Consider the following 22142-nt stretch of genomic DNA (forward strand, 5'->3'; position numbering starts at 1 on the left):
CTCTCTTTAGTTACTGATCAACCTTAACGCAAGACCGCTGTGCCTTGTCGTCTTGTGTCGAATCCCTTTTGCAATCACTTTTCCATCCGCTACCAATGTAAAGCGCGATTTTGCACGTGTAATACCGGTATATATCAGCTCTTTACTGAGCAGCGGTGAAAAATCTGCCGGAAGGATCATAAACGTATGAGCAAACTCACTGCCCTGTGACTTATGAATGGTCATCGCATAGGCGGTCTCATGCTCTGGCATACGGCTGGGCAGAATGGACTTGATACTGCCATCAGGCAACTCGAAAAAGACCTTTAATCTGGGTGTGTCGGCAACCTGATCCCACATACATATGCCGATATCGCCATTAAACAACCCTAATCCATGATCGTTTCGGGTCACCATTACCGGTCTTCCCAGATACCATTGCTCTTCGCCGCGTCCAATAACCCCTCTTTGCTTCAGGCGCTTTTCAATTCGTTGGTTAAGCCCGGTCACCCCAAAATCGCCCTCACGCAGGGCACACAAAAGGCGGCTTGAAGCAAAGCTGGCGAGCACCTCTTTAGCAAGGTTCTGTTGCCAGTGGTTTCTTGCCTGCTCACTATGCAATTCCGCACGTGAGATATCTGCCGTATTAATCATCGTCAGGTAAGGTTTATACGCTCTCACCATGCGATCTATCAACTGTTGGTAATTGTCACCACTCAGCGGAAGCCAGTCGATATCCGAAAACTCTCGCCGCCAAACCTGATCAAAGCCATAACTATTGGCGGCATTAACCTGTTTAGCCAACTGGCCAATTCCGGAACGTGCATCAAAACGATAACTCTTTTGCAGCACACACAGACTGTCTGCCATCGGTGACAGCATTGCGGGCAAGGGCTTTTGAACCGCTGCTTTGCGGCAATCAAACTGAGTTAACTCGCGAATGCGTTCATTTTGCTGACTGCTGTAACCCAACTGAGCGAAATCGCAGATATCGGACAACACAGCACCAGCTTCTACTGACGCTAACTGATCCTTGTCACCCAATAAAATCAATCGGGCATGTGCCGGCAACGCATCAAGTAAACGGTGCATCATCGGCATATCAACCATTGATGCCTCATCCAGCACCAACACATCCAGGTGAAGAGGATTGCTCTTATTATGACGAAACTCGACACGACCGGGGATTGCCCCCAATAAGCGGTGCAACGTACTGGATTCAGTCGGAATATGTGATTTGATGTCAGGCTCTATCGCCAGCGCATCCACCGCCTTACCTATTGATTCGGTCAGGCGAGCCGCAGCCTTACCGGTTGGAGCCACCAGTTTAATCGTAGGTAGCGCCTGCCCCTGTTCAGTCTGATGAACCATGGCCGCCAACAGTTTCGTCACCGTCGTGGTTTTACCGGTTCCTGGCCCTCCTGAAATCACAGCAAAGCGTTGGTTCAACGCGACCGCGGCCGCCACTTTTTGCCAGTTCAGGCAAGCAGAAAGCGGGATTTCCCGATCGAGCTCTGTCAGTTGTTGAGCGTTGTTTGCTTTGGTGACAACTTGATCCACGTTGGCCCAATGAATGTTTTCTGGGTCAATCACATCCAGGTAGTCACACACCAGTTGTTGTCGCGCAACCTGAGTATTTTGCTCTGCACTGAGACCGCGTAAAGCGGAAAAAAGATAGTAGTATTCGCGCGCAAACAACCTGTCCAACAAACCGGCCATTCGTCGCACCGTTTCAGCTGACATGGGTATGGGTTGCGCCATCGATAGCAGCCTGGATGCAATTGACTGCTCATAGTCTGAGTAACGCTGAAGATAAAGTCGCTGCTGGTGATACACCAGAGGCGTTACCGTAGCCTCGCTTGGACTGGCACGAAAAATCGCAATAGTCGAAGCGCTGTTGACAACCTGTTGCCAATCCACCTGATAGATCAGTTGATCTATCTCATCCGCCACTTCTCCATACAAACCAATGAAATCTGGCGACGGTGTCACTAATTCTCCGTCTCCATCGAGATTGAGACAGATATGCCCCTGCCCCAATTGCGCACTGGTCAATGCCGCCAGCCACATGATCTCATCTTTATGGTTACGCTCAATCCCTGACACAAACTTAGCAAACTGGTAATCCAGTGGCCGCAGAATTTTTTTCTCGGCCAGATACGATACCCATTGTGAAAATGTAGAAAACAATCGCGCCATCAGAATCCTAACCCCATCTGCTCATTGGCATCATCCATTTTTAGTGGCTCTCCGGAAATCAGTTCATCCAGCGCCTCTATCATCAATCGCTCTGGCCGGGCAAAGAAAATGCCGGCATTGCTTTTCGGCTCAATGCCCCTCAGGAACAAATAGTAAACACCGCCAAAGTGTTGGTCATAGTCGTAGTCTGCTATGCGCGTCTTCAAGAAACGATGCAATGCCAGCGCATAGATCTGATACTGAAGGTCATAACGATGGTCGATCATGGCGTTGTCGAGTTGATGTTTATGATACTTAGTCATGTCATCGCCCAGGTGATTCGATTTCCAGTCCAAGACGAAATACTGCCCCTGATGTTCAAACACAAGATCAATAAAGCCTTTGAGCATCCCTTTAACGGTGTAGAAGCCTAATTCATTAGCCCTTGCCGACAAGGCATCGTAGCGCTGAATCACTCGATTTAGCGATACGGCATCGAGCACTTCAATTGGCAACAAAAATTCCATTTCAACCAGGCGCTTGCTGCTGTCTTTGTCTCTCAGGTAGAGGCCTTCACCATCCAGTGCTGTGTCCATCACCTGATCCACCAATTGTTGAAGAATAGGTAGCCACTCTTCATCATACTGCTCTCGTTCCAGCAACTGACGAATCACCTCGGTATTACCCTCAGAACTGGCGGCCTCGGTAAACTCCACCTCTTCAAATACCGAATGCAAAAACGTGCCCGGACGTGCACCTTTGGGAAACTGAAAGATGGTCTTTTCAGGCTCTACCAGAAGCGCCACTTCCTGCTCATCAGAGGAATCAATATCCAGTCCCGCGCTCTCAATCAAAACTTCGCTGTCATTGCCATGATGACTTTGCTTCACTAAAGCGGAATAACTGGTTATTCGCCAATCGCGATCAATGGTATTTGCCTGCACATTGGCACTCAAGGTTATCACATCCGTCGCGGGTTGCTGATAGCGCTCTTCATCCGGTTCCGGGACTGCATCTATGGCAATATCCTTTGCCGCTGTCGTCAACTTTTCCAATGCGGATTGCAATTCCGCAATCCCCATTTCACTGCCGTTCTGTATCAAATAACCAATGGCACTGCGGTGAACGCCCGTAGGCTCTTTGGTCGACCGACCATTACGCAGAGGCGCGATGCCAATAAAGCATCCATACACCGCTCGGGTCAATGCCACATAGATGAGGCGCAAGTCTTCGGCCAGACGTTCTTTATCCGCTTGTGCCAACGCCGCTTTCGACTGACTAAGATCGAGTACCGATGCCTGTAATTGCGCATCATAGTATTTGGCCTCCTGCGCTTCGCGATAACTGGTAACGAAAGGCAAATACACTAAGTCGTACTCCAGCCCTTTGGATTTATGAATGGTAATAATTTGAACCAGATGACGCTCAGACTCCAGACGCTGTATGTGCTCATCACTGCCGCCCAGTCCTTGCCTTGCGTCTTCAATCGACTGGCCAAACCAACGTAACAAAGCGCTGTCACTTTCCAGGTCTTGACGGGCAGTTTGCAGCAACTCACCTAAGTGAAGGTAGTCTGTCAGTAAACGCTCCCCTCCTGCGGTTGCCAACAGTCGATTCGATATCTCGCGCTTGAACAAGACTGACCGCAGCATAGGCAAAACCCCGCGTGACTGCCAGAGCTGACGATAATCGCGAAACTCAGCGACTACTTGTTCCCACAAGTTTTCATCATCATTGAGAGCGTCCAACTGCTCTGCGGGCAAGGCAAACAACTCACTGGCTAATGCACTGCGCAATAAGCGCTCATCATCCTGATGCCATACAGCAAGCAGCAGACGCAGCATGTCATCTGCGATGGCACTTGAAAATACGCTGTCCCGATTGGACAAGTAGACGCTGGCGATTCCTCTGTCGGCTAAAGCCTGCTTGACTTGCTGACCTTCGCTTCCTGTTCGTACCAGTACGGCGATGTTACCGGCCTTTATTGGCTTTCTCTCTGCTCCATCCACCAATGCCGCACTGCCGCCTTGTGATTGGGTCAGAACTTGTTTTATGTGCTGCGCCGTTGCTCGCGCCATGGTGGGCAGGTAGTCACTTTTTGCGATTGGAGCCTCGGCTTGTTGTAACCAGAATTGCAGCGAAGGCTGATTGTCTCCATCGAGTTGCCAGTGTCTCTGCCCCGCTTTCGGGCTGGCACTAACAGGCAAAAACGGAATATCCTGATCATAGAGGAAAGGCGACTCTGACTGCTCAAACAATGTATTGACGCTGCGCACCATGCTTTCACTGGAGCGCCAGTTAGTGCCCAGAGTATAGTGATTCACCACCTGATTCCGTGCTCTGATATAGGTAAAAATATCCGCACCTCGGAAACCATAAATCGCCTGTTTAGGGTCCCCTATCATAAACCAGCCACATTGAGGATGTTGCAGATAAACGGTACTGAAGATTTGATACTGAAGTGGGTCAGTATCCTGAAATTCGTCAATCATGGCGACAGGAAACTGATTACGAATGTTTTCAGCCAGACTGGCCCCCGAATCCAGATCAAGTGCAGCAGATAAGTGAGTCAATAAGTCATCAAAAGAGAGCCATTGCTTTTGCTGTTTCGCCAATGCGAGGCGCTGACGGCACTGACGGATTGCCAGCGCTAGCAGCGGTGTTTTCAGCTCAGCAGGCTGAACTAAAAAGTCCTCTATAGCAGAGAACACCTCCATTACTGGCGCCTCTCCTTTAGGTGTTTTTTCTGTCAGCACATTCTGCGCGAACTTTTCCAGCTGAGGAGGAAGATAATAGTCGCGCGTTTCCTGCTGTGCCCATTCGGTAATATTCCCAACCCAGGTCGGCAGTGATTTTTTGGTATAGCTACGCTTGTTGACGTCGGATTGACTGACACAGGTCACAACCTCATCGGCGACCTGCAACCACTGAGCCTTCAGTTCACTGATTCGAGTCAGGTTTTGTTGATGCAAGCTGGCAATATCCGTCGATGACTCTTCACTGTCTATTGAAAGCGCAGGCCCTGTCAGGTAACTCGAGATCACCTTCAGCAAATCATTGGGTGTTGCCCACAACTTTCGTACCTCACTGGCTAACTCGAGGCTGAGCGGGTAAAACTGACTGCGCCAGAAATCCGCAACCACTTGCGCCTTAAGCCGGGTCTCATCAGTGATAAACTCATTATTAAATCGAGCCCCCGATTCGAACGCATTTTGTGTCAACATACGCTGGCAAAAACCATGAATCGTATACACAGCCGCTTCATCCATCTGTCTTTCTGCCTGAAGCAGTGTCTCAACGGCAAAGCGATGGTCAGTCACCTCATTGAGCAGTGGTTGGATCACGGGGTCATCGCTGTCGCCGCGCGCAAACGCAATCCGGGCCTGATGAATGCGGGCCCGAATACGATCTCGTAGCTCAGCCGTTGCCGCCTCGGTAAAGGTCACGACCAGAATCTGGTCGACCGTCAGAGGCTGTTGATGACGACTTTTTTCACTGCCATGACCCAATAGCAAGCGCAAATACAAACCGGCAATGGTAAAAGTTTTACCTGTTCCGGCAGACGCTTCAATTAGCCGCGCGCCATGAAGTGGAAACGTCATGGTGTCCAAGGCAACGGGTATATGCTGTTCTGACATTGTGTTTAAACTCAACTGTGTGATCCAACGCTTAAAATTTTAATCAATCCAAATAGATACAACTTTCTTTTACACAAGGTGCGATCCCTTTCACGGAATTATCCATAGAGTGCCACTACTATTCGCTCCAGAAATTCGGGTCCCTCTGACCCTTTGGCCGCACAGCAATCTCCCTACACACTATAAAAATACTGGCGGCCATCCCCCTCTCTTCACTAACCTGAGTAGTATTCCTCAACACTAACACTCCATGTTCTTGGTGCTTCCAGAACTAAATGGGTCATCAACTTTAGTTCCGTCGCCAGAGACTCACTCCATTGAGGCCATACCCGGGCAATATAAGGGTTTTCTCCTTCACCGGATTGCATGTAACCGCCTTCGAAGCGCGCCTGCATTTTACTGAGCATTTTTTCATCATCCGGCGTCCAGGTACCACGGCTGTAATTGGCTTCGACACCCGCTAAAGCCGATTCCGGTAAATAGGCAACTGGCTTGTCCAATCCTTGCAGATAAAGCTCCAACAATTGGGTCAGGTATTGATGGGCCTGTGGCTGAGACAGCGGTGGATATACACGGTGTACTACTCCTTCTTTCTTATCGTAAGCCAGCATATGAGTGGCAACAGAGTTGCCACCAACGGCCAATGATAAATGATCCAGCCAGGAACTCAGATAGTCACTCGCACGCAACCGACCGCTTCGATATCGAAGCAATCCGGAGCCATAGCAGCCTGTTATCCACCCCTGCAGCCGCACCACCCTTCCCTCAAGAGAAAACGCAATATTGATTTCCTGATCGTCATGCGCTCGGGCAATGAGCGGCTGAATGGCCTTCGCGAGCTCTTGCGTTTGAGCAACATTGGCGGAAAATTCCAGATCGCCAAAGTGATTGACGGGTAAGTAACCTCGTGCTTTTTGCGCTTTTGCAAAGACCGCCAGAGCCTCCTCTTCCGTTGACTCGATCAACACATCTAGCAGTGCTTTGCGCAACCCAAAGCTTTCCAGTCCATCCAGTGCAAACGGCTCTTCATCCAGAGTAGTAAAGTGATGATTATCAAAGCTCACTTGCAAACGACGATTAAACAGATACTGGACCGGTAAACGCCAAAAACGCTGTAGTTCCGTCAGCTCCAGTTCCAGAGTCTCTTCACTAACGCGCTCAGTGGCGGCCAAAACAAATCTATCCGTTGTCGGCGCTTGTTGCATTGAACAGGTTGACTGCTGCGCTGCAGGTAACCATTCCGCTGCATAGCTTTGATATCGCTCGTTCGGGGTGAACTGACTGGCACTGAATGGCATCATGGCATAGTCATGAATTAACCGAGCGCGCAGCTTCTGTCCAGACTCATCCACCGTTAAATCGAGGTCGCCCTTCAGACAGTAGTTTTGCTCACAATACTCCAGCAGTTCCGATACCAGCACGGAAGGTACACGCTCCGTGTTGTCCTGGATCGAGCGCCCTACATAGCTGATGTACAGTTGCTGTTGCGCCGATAATAGCGCCTCCAGAAATAGGTAGCGGTCATCATCGCGGCGTGAGCGATCTCCGGGCTTAGTGCGACCGGTCATCAAATCAAAACTCTCGGCTGGCATACTGCGGGGGTAAACACCGTCATTCATTCCCAGCAAACACACAGCTTTAAATGGAATGGAACGCATTGGCATCAACGTACAGAAATTAACCTGACCCGCTAAAAAGCGCTGACTGACTCGCGAGCCCGACAATTTGTCGATAAAATACTGGCGTACGATGCGAGGAGCTAAAACGTCTTGGTAACAAGCGTCCTGCATTTGCTGTTTAAGTCCAGATACCGTGTCTCGGATAGCCTTAACAACCACCTCTCCTTCCAAGTCCACCGCGAAGAAATCATCGACCAATCCATTGACCACCGTTTGCCAATGCTCTATCGAATGGTGTGTCGCCAGAATGTCACGATATTTCGCCAGTGAGTCGATAAATTGAGCCAGTTTACCAGCTGTCTCTGCCTGCATCCCCTGAGTTTGCTCATACGGTGAAATGGCTCCTCCATCCAGCTCCAGCAGTCCAGCCTGTTCATTAATGGCATACCCAGCCAACATGCGAGACAAACCAAACTGCCACGAGTTCTGCCCAATTTCAGGCAATTCAAACTCACCCGCAGTGCTTTCATCCAAGCCCCATCGAATCTGCGCTTCTTCCACCCACAACTTGAGTGTCGAAAACTCTTGTTCGCTAAGGTCAAATCGTGCCATGACAGCTGGCACTTCCAACAGTTCTAGCACCTCACTACTCGAACAGCGCATCTCCGGCAATTGCAGTAACTGATTAAACGCGTTCAGTAATGGACTTTCTTTATCTGCTGTTCGGTCAGAAATAGAGAATGGGATATAACGCTCACCGGAGGCATTGCCAAATACGGCCTGAATGGCCGGGCTATAAGCATTGATATCAGCCACCATCACGATGACATCCCGAGGGTTAAGATCCGGGTCCCGTTCAAACATTTCCAGCAGGTTATCATGCAGCACTTCGACTTCGCGCATCGGGCTATGGCAGACATGCACCGTCAGTGAGCGGTCATCGGGGTCGATAACCGGCTTATGTGCCGATGAAAGCAATGAATTATCGTCCTGATGTTCCTCAAGATTGAGAATGTCTGCCTGAATGTTCTGCAGCAGAGTCCCTCTTTCGATATCGACGAACGCTTCTATCTCACTTGATTCTAACTGCGAAAGCAGATAAAGATTGTCCCTGCCTAGCTTACCCATGGACGCAAGCAGACTGTTGCCCACTTCGGCAAGATGCAGTTCATCTTCTACATTCTGTTCGATTGATCCTTTGAGCTGATCCACCAACAGGCAGTCATCGTCCTGCATCACTGACTCAACATTTTGTAAATGCTTGCGTTTATTCGCCGCCAGTTTGGCCAGATACTTTTTATCCCTCACTTCCCCCCAATAATAACGACAGGGGTTGGTAAACATTAGATGGACATCAATATGCTCTCCCAATGCTTTTAACGCATCCAGATAACGGGGTGGCAATGAGGATATACCAAAGACAAATAGTCGCTTGGGAAGCGATTGCAAGCCTTGAGTCGTGATATCAGCATTGTTCATCAAAGCATCGATAAAATGCTCATAGAGGTTCGCACGATGATAGGGTGACTGACCAAGCGCGACCGTATGATCATATAGGGATTGCCACAGTTTGGGCTGCCAGGGATGTTGCTGCTCCAGTTCGGCCACCAACTCACCTGCCTCCCAGGCAGCTATCCACTCAGGACGGTACACCAGATAGCCATCATATATGTCGGCAATTTTTTCAGCCAGTTGATAGCGTTTCGAAGCATCACTATCGTCTGCAAGATACTGAGCCAGAGGTGAGAAGTCGGGATCGTCAAGGTGGGAAGGAAGCAACTGCATGATTTTCCACGTCATTGCTTCTTTGTTGAAGGCGCTTCGCTGAGGCACGTCATCTAAAACCTGTACAAAGCGGTCCCAGATAAAGGTAGCGGGCAGCGGAAAGTCGATGTTTGCTGCAACACCAAACTCTTGTGCCAGAGCCATTTTAAGCCATTGCGACATACCTGGACTTTGCACAAGAATTTGTTCTTTTTCGAAAGGATTATCCAGCGGGTCAATTTTGATCAATTGCACCAGCAGTGATTTGAGTACATCAATTTGGTTTGAGTGATAAACGGTGAACACGTTACCGCGCGCCTTTAACTAGTTGTCCTCATTCAAGATTAACACATTAACTTTGCTTCTATGCAGCCTGAGGTACAGCTTTTGGTAAATAAGCCATCAAGTAGCGTACAGTAACGTAGCTCACCACAGCCGTTGCCACCATCAACTCGATATTTGCCAGCGTTCGCACTTGTTGAATGGCCTGTTCTGAAACCCCATGGTCCCCCATCCACGCCACCAATTTATAGAGTGCGGTTGCGCCTATCACCATAGGGAAGGTAAACGCTGCGAAGCCAGGACTAAATGGTAAGCGAAGCAGTTTAACAAATGCCAAATAGATAATAATGGTCATCAAAACCGCAATGCCAAAGAGTAGAGCGATTAACACAGGTGACGGTTCCGCCGTCACGGTTAAGTAGCCAGCTAACGAAAGACTTGCCGGAGCGGCCAAAATCGCTAACGTTGGTTTTGCTGCATCAGGGATTTCATGAGTAAAAATCAGGCGGTAGATCATCGTTGGTAGCATGATGGCATAAGCGCCAAGGCCAAAATTCAATGCACCGTGTGCTATCCATTGTAAGCTTGGATTTCCCGAAAACGCTACGTCTGCAACAATAATACCCACTGGTGGTACGAACCAACTTGGAACCATATGATGGAGTTCGAAGTCACGGCTGCGGTGATAAACAAAGCTCACCAAAAACACAATGTGCAGCATCACAGCAAGCAGCCAAATCGCATCCCCTAGTTTCGGTAAAAACTGACCCACAGAATGTGACACGACCATTGTCGCCATCGCAAATGTAGGGACGACGCTTCCCACGACCGGGTGCGCCAGGTCCTCTCTCAATAAGTGGTGATGAAACAAGAATTTATAAGCCAAAATTACCAGCAGAATGCTCGCAATTGCTGCGCCAGTCCATTGCGCGCCATGATGCAACTCCAGTGCATTTTCCCAGCACCAACCAAGGCTGGCAATTCCTAGTGCCAGGCCAGCCATCGGAGTCGGAGCTCCTTTCACTTTTTGGTGTGCTTTTTTCACGGTCGCAATCATTATAAACTGCCTCTCTTAATCTGTTGCGCCGATTCTAACTCTGCTTTATGTTTAGGTATATAATATTTTTATCAACGCCCGTTAAGAATTCCTAAACATGATGCCGCATGTATCGCTTAAGCAATTGAAAGTCTTTGTTACAGTGACTCAAAATCAAACACTAACCGCCGCTTCAGAAACACTCTTTCTTTCAAAAGCTGCGGTAAGCATGTCCCTTAGTGAACTGGAAAAACAGATTGGTCATGCGCTGTTCGACCGGGTCAACAATCGACTGGTCCTCAACCAAGAAGGGCAGAAACTGCTACCTCTGGCTGATGAATTGCTCAGTCGAAGCCGTGATATTGAGTTTCTCTTCAGCGACGAGCAAAGTTATCAAGGCCAACTTCGAATTGGAGCCAGTGATACGGTAGGGAATCAAGTGGCTCCTTTTCTGTTGAGCGATTTCAGACACTCACACCAACATAAAGCTCAACAACTGTTTATCTCCAATACCGCGCTGATCTGTCAAAAACTGGTCGACTATGAACTCGACATCGGTCTGGTCGAAGGTAAAACGCTACATCCTGAACTGGATTGTAAGCCTTTTAGCGAAGATCAGATGTGTATTGTCGCCGCCGCCGATCACCCCTTAACACGCAATCAATATCCGGATCTTACCTCGCTGGAAAACAGTGACTGGATTTTGCGTGAACCTGGCTCTGGAACCCGGGAATTTTTCCTGCGTGCCGTCGCACCGAGAATCGAAGTTTGGCATGAAGCTTTCGAGCTCAATACGACCGAGGCCATCATAAACTGTGTCTCTGCAAACTTAGGACTGGCCTGCTTATCCAAACTGGCTGCCCAAGCGGCCATTAACGATGGTCGAATCCAAGAAGTGCCCATAGCACTGGATATGAAGCGCCGATTCTGGCTTTTGGTACATAAGGAGAAATATCAAAGCCCGCTACTCAAACGCTTTATTGCCTTTTGTCAGGCTTGGGAAAACGGCTCATGAATAGGAAATAGGCAAACAGCTCTCACTTTTGACTTGTCGACTGGACAACCTGAATGTGCATCTGTATAAAAAGACAGTATTACAACGTTCGAATTTAACATATTTAGAGGATTAACCATGGCTGTAATCGTCAAGTACGTGGTGGAACGCAACGGAGAAGAAAAGATGACTTTTACCTCTAAGGCTGAAGCTGACGCTTATGACAAAATGCTGGATATGGCAGACGAGTTATTTTCGTTGCTAGGTGAAAGCAAGCTGATTGAAGATGAAGAAAAGCAGGAAGAGCTGTCTCTATTCCTGGCACAACGTAAAGAAGAAGTACTGTACGCACTAGGCGCTAAGCGCAAGCCAACGCCAAAGAAGCCAAAAATCGTTGAGCCTGTTGAAGCTGAAAACGACGCTGCTTAATCTTCGCTGACTGACGCTAAAAACCAGTTAAAAGTCCCCCACTTTTAACTGGTTTTTTTATTGGTCGATTGTGATTAAATTCTGAACTGTGCCCTGTAACGGCATTAAATTTCTTAATAGACAAAAATGTCTCTAAAAAGACAAAGGGTATCGTTTTACAGACTTTCGCCTTATTTGCCCTTTCATCTCGCTTTCTCACTCATTAAGATGAATGCCAACAGAATACATAAAGCCGCAGACGGGTTAAGGAATCTCCCAGATGCGGTTTTTGAATGAATCTATACATGGAGAAACAGAGTCATGGCAGCGTTTTCAATAGCTTTTGGTACGGCAACTAAAAACCGTGATGGTAAAATCATTGAGGCATTTTTTCCTCATCCACGTCTAAACCCAAGCGACGCACTCGTAGCTGCGGTTGCTGAAATCTCTGGTTACGCTGAAGGTAACCAAGCCATCGAAATCACAGCCGAGCAATCAGCTGCGTTAGCCGATGCATTTGCTAGCAACGATGATGCACAAAATGCAGCCTTTGCAGAAAAAGCCGCTACGAGCTCTCAGCCACTGGTATTAGTTGTCCTAGCAACAGATGAGAAGCCACAGTCTGTAGCAGAAGGGTTCCTGAAACTGCAATTGATTTCAAATCGTTTAGTTCAACCACACGGTACCGTTCTGGACGGCATCTTTGGTTTGCTGCATAACATCGCCTGGACAAACCAGGGCCCAATCGATCTTCCAGAACTGGCTGACCGCCAAATCGATGCACGCCTGGCCGGTGAAACGCTGACGGTAGATTGTGTAGACAAATTCCCGAAAATGGTCGACTACGTTGTTCCAACCGGTGTTCGTATTGCAGACACTTCTCGCGTTCGCCTTGGTGCGCATGTTGGCGAAGGAACAACTGTCATGCACGAAGGTTTTATCAACTTTAACGCAGGTACAACAGGCGTGAGCATGGTAGAAGGCCGTATTTCTGCCGGTGTTATGGTTGGCAATGGTTCAGACATTGGTGGAGGTGCATCGATTATGGGTACGCTGTCTGGTGGCGGTACCGTGGTGGTGTCTATCGGTGAGAACTCACTACTTGGCGCCAACGCAGGTCTTGGTTTCCCACTAGGCGACCGCTGTACTGTTGAGTCTGGCCTGTATGTAACTGCCGGCTCTAAAGTTCGCATGCTAGACGCATCAGGTCAGGAAGTTGAAATCGTGAAAGCTCGCGATCTTGCGGGCAAACCTGATTTATTGTTCCGCCGCAACTCAGTGACAGGTCAAATCGAGTGCCTGACCAACAAAACCGCGGTTGAACTCAACAGCGAACTGCACAGCAATAACTAATTTTTGCGTCACAGAATAAAAAAACCTCAGCTCCACGCTGAGGTTTTTTATTAGATATCCAAATCTTTGTTATCGATACTCACCGGAACCTGCTTGTTGATAAGGTTCACAAGCATGATCGAGCGGGCCTCGCCATCCGACTCCTGAAAAATGGCCTCGATACCGGCAAATTGTCCGCCAGTCACGCGAATGCTCTCCCCTTTTTGAGGAAGCTCTCCGGTATCGCACTCGCTTTGGCTGCGCTCCAATGACTTCAATTCCACAATCAGCTCACTACCAACCTCTTTTGGATGGGCACCGAAACGAATAAAATCCGTCACGCCACGAGTTGAGCGTACAGTGGTAAAGGAAGGCCCCTGTTCATAGTCAAAATAAACAAAAACGTAGGAAGGAAACAGAGGCTCTTTAACGCTCTGCCTCTTACCACGCAGAATTTTTTCTACTTCCAGTTCCGGGTAATAGCACTCTAAGCCTTGATTCTCTAAGTGCATCTTCGCGCGAGCTTGTTCGCCACGCTTACAATAAAGCAAATACCAACGTTTCATTTTAACTAAATTATCTTTCTATTTGTCTATATCGTACCACTAAACGACGATATGTGCGCCACCGACCCATCACCAATTGCGGGTCGACCTCTGAATTTTCTGAATGAATGCCATCGGGTAAAAATGAAAAGTTAGTTTGCAGCACATATTTTCCGTACTTAATTTGTAAAAAAATCTTACAATTCATGCAGTTAAACACATCATTCATATAAACTATCAAACAGCCCTATTGCAGATTTTAATCTTGTCATGTATACCATCAGGCACATTATATTCTTTGATAACTAAAATTAGTAAAACTTATGACAGCACAACGCAACATCCTGGGTCACCCACGAGGCTTGTTTCTATTGTTCGGCACCGAGCTTTGGGAGCGTTTCTCCTATTACGCAATGCGTGCCATCCTTGTTTTATTCCTTACGGACACCACAATTAACGGTGGTATGGGTTGGTCAACTAAAGATGCTCTAGATCTTTATGGCATCTATACTGGACTGGTTTATATCACACCATTAATCGGTGGTTACATCGCAGATAACTTCCTTGGGCAACGCAAGTCCATCATTATCGGTGGCGTACTCATGGCTGCCGGCCAATTCACTCTGGCAATGCCTGCCGGTGCCATTGGCCTGCCGATGGAACAGGCATTCTATCTCGGCCTGGCTTTACTGATCGCTGGTAATGGTATGTTCAAGCCGAACATTTCAACTATGGTTGGTGACCTTTACCAGGAAGGTGATAACCGCCGCGATGGCGCCTTTACTATCTTTTATATGGGAATCAACCTTGGTGCGTTACTGGCTGGCATCATATCCGGTTCCGTCACTGGCGAATTTGGTTGGCGTGCTGGCTTCATGGTTGCTGGTATTGGTATGGTTATCAGTCTGGTGATGCAAATGACTATGGCTAAATCATGGTTAGGTGATATCGGTACTGTTCCAGCGGCCGCACGGGCTAAAGCGCTGAACAAGTCACAAAGTAAAGCACCTCTTAGCAAAGAAGAAGTCGATCGCCTCAAAGTTATCCTTATCATGGGTCTGTTCGTTATCGTTTTCTGGGCGGGGTTTGAGCAAGCTGGTGGCCTGATGAATATCTATACTCAGCAGTACACTGACCGAATGATTGGTGACTTCGAAGTTCCCGCAGCCTGGTTCCAGTCTCTGAACCCATTTTTCATTATCACCTTAGCACCTGTGCTGGCTGCTATCTGGGTTAAACTGGGCAAGCGTGAACCTAACTCTCCGGTAAAATTTGCGATGGCGCTGTTCTTCCTTGCTGCCGGTTTCCTATGTATGGTGGGTGCCGTACTGGAGCAAGGCGGTGACACCAGCGTTAAAACGTCAATGTTGTGGCTGGTAGGTGCATTCTTCTTCCATACCTTGGGTGAACTCTGCTTGTCGCCAATTGGTCTGTCGCTAGTAACTAAACTTGCTCCTCTTCGTTTAGCTTCTCTGATGATGGGGGCGTGGTTTGGCTTTAACGCTATCGCCAACTATGTTGCTGGTCTGATTGGCTCTCATGTGGGCGAGCTTGGCGCAATGGCCATCTTTGGTGGTATTGCCGCAACAGCGGTTATTTGTGGCCTGATTCTGTTGGTATTCGCAAACACCCTTGTTAAGTGGATGCATGGTGCAGAAGTGGCGGCGGTAAGCAACGCGGAACAGGTTGAAGAGCAGCAAGCACAAATCGCTTAGGTACCTACACTGTTCAAAGATAAGGGCCAGTCACGCAGAGTGACTGGCCCTTTGTTTATTCAGGTAACGAGACAACACTGTCTCAGGCGTTAGCAATTAGATCCGCCATCATTTGAATGTGATCATCCACATCATTCAAACACTCTATGTACCTGAAACTTTCTCCACCAGCTTCAAGGAACGTCTGCTTAGCTTCTACAGCAATCTCTTCGAGGGTTTCCAGACAGTCGACAGAAAACGCAGGCGTCATTATATCAATGGATGAAATACCCTTGCCTGGCATCTGCTCCAGAGTCTTATCGGTATAGGGTTTTAACCACTCTTCACGACCAAATATCGACTGGTAGCTCATGCCTATCTTAGAATCATCCAATCCCAACTCTTGCCCTAACAAGCGGGTCGTGGCCTCACAGTGCTGGGGATAAATATCACCATTGTCGGCATAACGTTTGGGGATGCCGTGATAGGAGCACAACAGATAGTCAGCCTGGCCGTTTTTCTGCCAATGCGTTCGCACCTGAGCGGCTAGCGCTTTGATATACAGGGGATGATCATGGTAGTCACGAACAAAGCTGAAATTCGGCAAGGTAGAGAAAGATTTGCCTGCTTTCGCCAATCCGTCAAACGCCGCCGCAGTTGTTGTACCCGAATACTGAGGATACAAAGGAAGCACCACAACTTTTTCCACGCCCTGCTCCAGAAGACTCGACAAACCATCGTACAGTGAAGGCGTCCCATAGGTCATACCCAGTGCAACGGGTTTTTGGGTTAGCCGGGCGAGTTTGTCCGCTTGTCGGCGCGAATAAACCATCAAAGGCGACCCTTCTTCCATCCAGACAGACTGATAAAGTTTGGCTACTTTAGGAGCACGCACAGGTAAAATGATACCGTGGAGAATCGGACACCAGAGCCAACGGCTCATGTCTACCACGCGGTGATCGTGCAGGAACTGTTCTAAGAAGCGTTTTACCCCTTTTGCTGTTGGCTCATCGGGCGTACCCAAATTAACTAGCAGGACTCCGGTTTTCAGCGAATCGCTCATAGACTTCCTTTCTGTTTTTATATGATTTCTAAGCGGATTATATACTCTAGCTGGCTTAGGTTGGATCAAAAAAAACGACCTGGAAAGGTCGTTTTTTTCGAATGATTCACATTTGTGAATTAAGACAGTGCTTTTTCGATATCTGCACTGACTTCAGCAACTTGCTTAGTACCATCAAATTTCAGGTACTTAGTGTTGCCTGCTTCTGCTTCTTTACCATAGTAAGCAATCAGCGGCGCAGTTTGATCGTGGTATACACCCAGACGAGCACGTACTGTTTCTTCTTTATCGTCATCACGTACAACCAGATCTTCACCCGTTACGTCATCTTTGCCTTCAACTTTTGGCGGGTTGTAAACAACGTGGTAAGTACGGCCAGATGCAAGGTGGGCACGACGACCCGCCATGCGCTCAACGATAACATCGTCAGCAACGTCAAACTCGATTACGTAGTCAACGTCTACGCCCATTTCTTTCAGGCCGTCAGCCTGAGGAATCGTGCGAGGGAAACCATCTAGCAGGAAACCTTTTTCGCAATCGTCTTGAGCGATACGCTCTTTGATTAGACCAAGAATGATGTCGTCTGATACAAGTTGACCTGCATCGATAACCGCTTTCGCTTTCTTACCAAGCTCTGTGCCTGCTTTGATTGCTGCACGTAGCATGTCACCAGTAGAAATTTGTGGAATACCGTATTTTTCCATGATGAATTGAGCTTGTGTGCCTTTACCTGCACCTGGAGCACCTAAAAGAATGATGCGCATGACTTGTCCTCTTATATATAAAAAGATTTATACCGAAGCTTACAGCTCGCGATGTCCATGTGACAGCGGCTCAACGATAAGTTTCGGTATAAATGGTTTATTCAAAAATAGTTGAATCCTTACATGTGGCGCGCATTCTATCACAGAAATCGCTTGCCTGATGCCAAAAACGTGCAAAGATCGTCCATTAGCACTCTAAAGTTACCTAAAACTGTGCGTTCACGCAGGCAAAACAAAGAGCTCTATAAACTGAGCTCTTTATTTAGAGTAATGTGTCGCTTATGGCAGGGAAATTAGACTTTAGCCAAAAGCTTGTTGATCGCACCCAAGAATTGCGACGGGTCGGTCATCGAGCCGCGTTCCGCCAGCATTGCCTGTCCTAGCAACACTTCAACCCAGCGACCAAATGCCTCTTCGTCGGCTTCATCAGCCATGCGCTTCACCAACTCATGCTCTGGATTAATCTCGAAAATGTACTTCACTTCCGGCACTTCCTGACCCGCTGCTTCCAACAGCTTCGCCATTTGTGTGCCCATTTCGAAGTCATCCGTGACCACAACTGCTGGTGTGCTCGCCAGCTTAAAGGTCGTGCGAACTTCTTTTACTCGGTCGCCCAGATAAGTCTGCGTGCGTTCAACAACCGTTTTGAACTCTTGTTCGGTCTCTTTCTGTTTCTCTTTCTCCGCTTCGTCTTCAAACTTGCTGAGATCAAGACCCGCCTTGGTGATCGACTGGAACTGCTTGCCATCAAATTCTGTCAGGTAGTTCATTAACCATTCGTCGATACGATCGAACATCAGAACGACTTCAATGCCTTTCGCCTTAAACTGCTCCAGGTGCGGGCTGTTCTTAGCGGCAGCATAGCTATCGGCGGTCAGGTAATAAATCTTGTCCTGGCCTTCTTTCATGCGCTCTACGTAAGAAGCCAGCGACACAGTTTGCTCTGCTGAATCCACGTCCGTCGAAGCAAATCGTAACAGACCCGCGACCTTTTCTTTGTTAGCCATGTCTTCCGCAGGGCCTTCTTTCATCACCAGACCAAACTCTTTCCAGAACGCCTGATACTTCTCCTGGTCATTCTTCGCCATTCGCTCAAGCATGGTAAGTACGCGCTTGGTACAAGCACCACGCAGAGACTGAGTCACTTTGTTATCTTGCAGAATCTCGCGTGACACGTTCAAAGGCAGATCGTTCGAATCAATTAAGCCGCGAACAAAACGCAGGTATGACGGCATAAACTGCTCAGCATCGTCCATGATAAATACACGCTGAACGTAAAGTTTGAGTCCGCTCTTATGATCGCGGTTCATCATATCCCAAGGAGCTTTTGCCGGGATGTACAACAGACTGGTGTAGTCGTTTTTACCTTCTACCCTGTTATGGCTCCATACCAGCGGATCGGCAAAGTCATGAGAAACGTGCTTGTAGAATTCCTGGTATTCTTCGTCTTTGATGTCTGATTTATTGCGAGTCCATAGCGCTTGCGCTTTGTTGATTTGCTCCCACTTACCCTGTTCGGTCTCTTTCCCTTCATCATCGCGTTCTAATGCCCAAATAGTCACAGGAATACCGATATGATCCGAGTACTTGCTGATCACATCGCGAAGACGCCATTCAGATAAGAATTCTTTCCCTTCTTCGCGCATGTGCAGCACGATATCAGTACCGCGAGTCTCTTTGGTGATGTCCTCAATCGTGTAATCACCCTCTCCGGCCGAATGCCATTGTACAGCCTGGTCTGACGGCACTCCGGCTGCACGGGTACGCACAGTCACTGCATCTGCAACAATGAAGGCAGAATAAAAACCAACACCAAACTGACCAATAAGTTGTGAATCTTTGCTTTGTTCTTCAGACAGCTTGGCAAAAAACTCTTTTGTGCCTGATTTAGCGATGGTACCCAGATGCTCAATCACATCATCACGAGACATACCGATACCGTTATCCGAAACGGTTAGGGTGTTTTTCTCAGCGTCAAAGGAAAGTTTTACTCCCAAATCCGCATCACCTTGATACAGTTCCGAGTTAGACAGGGCCTGAAAGCGCAGCTTGTCTGCAGCATCGGATGCATTTGAGATCAGCTCTCTTAGAAAGATTTCTTTATTGGAATACAGAGAGTGAATCATCAAGTGAAGAAGTTGTTTTACCTCTGACTGAAAGCCTCGGGTTTCTTTGTTCTTAGTTTCAGCGGTGCTCATGCTATCTCCATTACACTTTTTATACCCAGTTCGACATCGAATCGAACTCAATACTGGTAAGATTATTCTGCTAAGGAAATGAGGATTAAGATTGTAAATTCAAGGTCAAAAAACATAAAAATGCTGTTTTTTTGATTTGTTTTTATTATCCTACTGCCCCTGACTATAAAAAAATCCTAAAATCCTATTATTGGTTCTGCACTAATTCAGCACCTAAATATCAGTACCCGTCGCTTAGCGACACTAAAAAGAAGAATGCAATGAGTAACATAGGCACTAAGTTTATACTCGGCCAGAAGTACATTTTTGATCCAAATAGCAACTCTTTGGTCGATCAAACCAATAACGATGAAGTCGTACGTCTTGGTAGTAACGAAAGTCGCATTTTGCTTCTGCTCTCGGAAAGACCCAACGAAGTGGTCACCCGTAATGAGCTGCATGAGTTCGTCTGGCGTGACCAGGGATTTGAAGTCGACGACTCAAGCCTGACACAAGCCATCTCAACGCTACGTAAGATGCTGAAAGATCCGACCAAGTCGCCACAGTTTGTCAAAACCGTGCCTAAGCGTGGCTATCAGCTAATCTCGAGTGTCGAGCGCTCAGCCCCTGTCAGTTCCTCTGACGCCATCAGTGAAGCACCTGTTGCAGATCTTCCGACGGAATCAGCAGAGACGACAATGTCTGCAGCACCTATTGAGCCGCTGAAACCAAAAGAGAAGACTCCCCCTATCGTCTGGGCAATGGTGGTCGCCGCTCTGCTACTTCCTATTCTGGTGCTCATGTTTACCAACCCTGCACAATCAAGCTTCAGGGAACTTGGCGTTGTCGAAAACGTCAAGATCGTCACTCCGGAAAACCATCCGGATGTATCCAGTTGGCAGCCTAAAATCGAGCAATGCGTAGCGATGTATATTCAGTCGCACAACGATGACAAGTTACCATTGGAAGTGATCGTTACTGGTGACCAAAGTGACCAAATTGCGCTGAACTTCGTCCATACAGTAGAGTTCTCCAATGAAAATAGCACTATGCGTATTTTCACCGAGCAATCTGATTTAGACAAAGTGTGCCAGTAAGGAGCCCTAAAATGAAGATGAAATACGCCTCTGTTTTACTTGCTCTGTCGACCGCTCTGAGTGCTTGGTTATACTGGGGCAGTGACTTAAAACTCGAGCAGGTACTGACATCCAGCGAATGGAAATCCAACATGGTTGCCGTCATCGCCGCTCGCGATTATCCGGACACGGATATTGGCCCGTTGAGTCGCTTGGAAATGTCGGCCAATGTCAAATACCTGCCAAGCGGAGAATATATTCGTGAGTCTTCGATGCGCCTGTATGGGAACGACCCCGATAACCACACTCTGGTCAAAATCTCTGAGCGAGGCACCTGGACCATCAGCGACAATTACCTGCTGATTTCTCCACGAGAGTTTAAAGATACAGCAACAGCCCAATCCAGTGAGTTCACTCACGAGCAACTGGCCATGATCAAGCAGTTTTTGAAGATGGAGGCACAACAAAGCCGCCGCATAGACATTGTCAATGAAAAGACTTTGCTACTGACAAGCCTCAATCAAGGCTCGGCAATTCTGTTTTCAAACTAAACCCATTTGGGTAATCTAAAAAGAGGCGCTGAGCCTCTTTTTTTGTATCTGGAGCCCTGAGTAAAAGGCTCTGACACTTATCAAGGACGACTAATGACGAAAGCCAAGATAGACATCTACTATTGCCGTCAATGCAACTGGATGCTCCGTTCAACCTGGATGACTCAGGAACTCTTACATACTTTCAGTGAAGAAATAGCCTCCGTCACCTTACATCCCGACACCGGTGGACGATTTGAAATTTGGTGCAATGGTGAACAGATTTGGGAACGAAAGCGCGATGGCGGCTTTCCAGAGGCTAAAGTGCTTAAGCAGAAAGTGCGCGATATTATCGCCCCAGATCGCGACTTGGGGCATGTAGACAGTACGAAGCGTTAACCAAATGCACTAAACACTCTTCGCCAACCCACATCCGTTTTACTTACCCACGTCATCTTCACGAACGTGAAGATCGCAAAAAGCGCGCTGCAAACTAAAAGATGATGATTAATTCACCTCTTTTTAGTCCGCAACGCGCTTTAGGAGATCCCCTTTTTCAAGGGGATGACGGAGTGTTCTGTCGATATAAGTGCTTTATCGATATGTCCGATTAGCCCAGTAGACTCAGTGCCGCGTTTGGTGCCTGTTTCGCTTGTGCCAGAATGGAGCTCGAGGCTTGTGACAAGATTTGGTTCTTCGTCATCGCCGTGGTTTCTTTCGCGAAGTCCGTGTCTTTAATACGGCTCTTCGACGCGTTCACGTTCTCGTTGATGTTATCGAGGTTGTTAATCGCGTGATTGAAACGGTTCTGGAATGCACCCAACTCCGCACGATGGCTGTCTACATACTTCATGGCTGAGTCCAGAATCGCGACGGACTCTTGTGCGCCACCAACAGTCGTTACGTCAATCGTGTCTACCGTTACTGCCTTGCCTTCTTGCATACCCAGCTCACCAGCAAGGCTACCTGAGAACGACACTTCACTGTCGACTTTGTTGTTGCCGGCAAATACCTGCAACTGACCGTTTTCGTTCACTGACGCTTTTACCAGGTCAGTTTGACC

The 22142-nt window shown here is 48.0% G+C and carries 16 protein-coding genes; 7 read left to right on the forward strand and 9 right to left on the reverse strand.

All coding sequences use genetic code 11. The features are described 5' to 3' along the window. Nucleotides 1-6: 6 nt before the first annotated feature. The 4 genes from recD to C4S60_RS17175 all read right to left on the reverse strand — a co-directional run bounded on the left by recD (nt 7) and on the right by C4S60_RS17175 (nt 10517). Complete coding sequence (recD, locus tag C4S60_RS17160) at nt 7-2178, reverse strand: exodeoxyribonuclease V subunit alpha (RefSeq protein WP_103881585.1); 2172 nt, start codon at nt 2176-2178, stop codon at nt 7-9. After that, complete coding sequence (gene recB / locus C4S60_RS17165) at nt 2178-5795, reverse strand: exodeoxyribonuclease V subunit beta (protein WP_103881586.1); 3618 nt, start codon at nt 5793-5795, stop codon at nt 2178-2180. Before recB ends, recD begins: the two co-directional genes overlap by 1 nt. A 215-nt stretch (nt 5796-6010) precedes the next feature. Then, nucleotides 6011-9484, reverse strand: a complete 3474-nt coding sequence (gene recC / locus C4S60_RS17170; protein WP_103881587.1) for an exodeoxyribonuclease V subunit gamma — start codon at nt 9482-9484, stop codon at nt 6011-6013. A 58-nt stretch (nt 9485-9542) separates the two neighbouring features. Continuing rightward, on the reverse strand, nt 9543-10517 hold the full coding sequence (locus tag C4S60_RS17175) for a TDT family transporter (RefSeq protein ID WP_103881588.1): 975 nt from the start codon (nt 10515-10517) through the stop codon (nt 9543-9545). 97 nt (nt 10518-10614) lie between these two features. Between C4S60_RS17175 and C4S60_RS17180 the strand changes: the two genes are divergently transcribed. From C4S60_RS17180 to dapD, 3 genes are all read left to right on the forward strand, one after another. After that, nucleotides 10615-11511: a LysR family transcriptional regulator gene (locus C4S60_RS17180; RefSeq protein ID WP_103881589.1), complete on the forward strand. Its 897-nt coding sequence runs from the start codon at nt 10615-10617 to the stop codon at nt 11509-11511. Between the two features lie 117 nt (nt 11512-11628). Then, nucleotides 11629-11919 (forward strand): YebG family protein, encoded by a 291-nt coding sequence (locus C4S60_RS17185; RefSeq protein ID WP_103881590.1) that lies wholly within the window; start codon nt 11629-11631, stop codon nt 11917-11919. Between the two features lie 300 nt (nt 11920-12219). Then, on the forward strand, nt 12220-13251 hold the full coding sequence (gene dapD / locus C4S60_RS17190; RefSeq protein ID WP_103881591.1) for a 2,3,4,5-tetrahydropyridine-2,6-dicarboxylate N-succinyltransferase: 1032 nt from the start codon (nt 12220-12222) through the stop codon (nt 13249-13251). Between the two features lie 50 nt (nt 13252-13301). Here dapD and rfaH read toward each other — a convergent pair whose 3' ends face one another. Next, nucleotides 13302-13796 carry a transcription/translation regulatory transformer protein RfaH gene (gene rfaH, locus C4S60_RS17195; RefSeq protein WP_103881592.1) on the reverse strand — a complete coding sequence of 165 codons (495 nt, stop codon included), beginning with the start codon at nt 13794-13796 and terminating at the stop codon, nt 13302-13304. A gap of 302 nt (nt 13797-14098) precedes the next feature. Here rfaH and C4S60_RS17200 point away from each other — a divergent pair, with 302 nt between their 5' ends. Beyond that, nucleotides 14099-15490 (forward strand): peptide MFS transporter, encoded by a 1392-nt coding sequence (locus C4S60_RS17200; RefSeq protein ID WP_103881593.1) that lies wholly within the window; start codon nt 14099-14101, stop codon nt 15488-15490. A gap of 82 nt (nt 15491-15572) precedes the next feature. Here the strand turns inward: C4S60_RS17200 and hemH are convergent, their stop codons facing one another. The 3 genes from hemH to htpG form a co-directional block, all read right to left on the reverse strand. Beyond that, nucleotides 15573-16532, reverse strand: a complete 960-nt coding sequence (hemH, locus tag C4S60_RS17205) for a ferrochelatase (protein WP_103881594.1) — start codon at nt 16530-16532, stop codon at nt 15573-15575. Between the two features lie 119 nt (nt 16533-16651). Then, nucleotides 16652-17296, reverse strand: coding sequence for an adenylate kinase (gene adk, locus C4S60_RS17210; protein ID WP_103881595.1), 645 nt, complete (start codon nt 17294-17296; stop codon nt 16652-16654). Nucleotides 17297-17589: 293 nt separating this feature from the next. After that, nucleotides 17590-19494: a molecular chaperone HtpG gene (gene htpG / locus C4S60_RS17215; protein WP_103881596.1), complete on the reverse strand. Its 1905-nt coding sequence runs from the start codon at nt 19492-19494 to the stop codon at nt 17590-17592. Between the two features lie 260 nt (nt 19495-19754). Between htpG and C4S60_RS17220 the strand changes: the two genes are divergently transcribed. From C4S60_RS17220 to C4S60_RS17230, 3 genes are all read left to right on the forward strand, one after another. Further along, nucleotides 19755-20570, forward strand: coding sequence for a winged helix-turn-helix domain-containing protein (locus C4S60_RS17220; RefSeq protein ID WP_103881597.1), 816 nt, complete (start codon nt 19755-19757; stop codon nt 20568-20570). An 11-nt stretch (nt 20571-20581) separates the two neighbouring features. Then, nucleotides 20582-21100, forward strand: coding sequence for a regulatory protein ToxS (locus tag C4S60_RS17225; RefSeq protein WP_103881598.1), 519 nt, complete (start codon nt 20582-20584; stop codon nt 21098-21100). Nucleotides 21101-21193: 93 nt separating this feature from the next. Then, nucleotides 21194-21478: an Rdx family protein gene (locus tag C4S60_RS17230; RefSeq protein WP_103881599.1), complete on the forward strand. Its 285-nt coding sequence runs from the start codon at nt 21194-21196 to the stop codon at nt 21476-21478. Nucleotides 21479-21689: 211 nt separating this feature from the next. Here C4S60_RS17230 and C4S60_RS17235 read toward each other — a convergent pair. Further along, the coding region (locus C4S60_RS17235; RefSeq protein ID WP_103881600.1) for a flagellin at nt 21690-22142 on the reverse strand (453 nt) is incomplete at its 5' end.

The organism is Vibrio hangzhouensis, from assembly GCF_900107935.1.
Lineage (GTDB): Bacteria > Pseudomonadota > Gammaproteobacteria > Enterobacterales > Vibrionaceae > Vibrio > Vibrio hangzhouensis.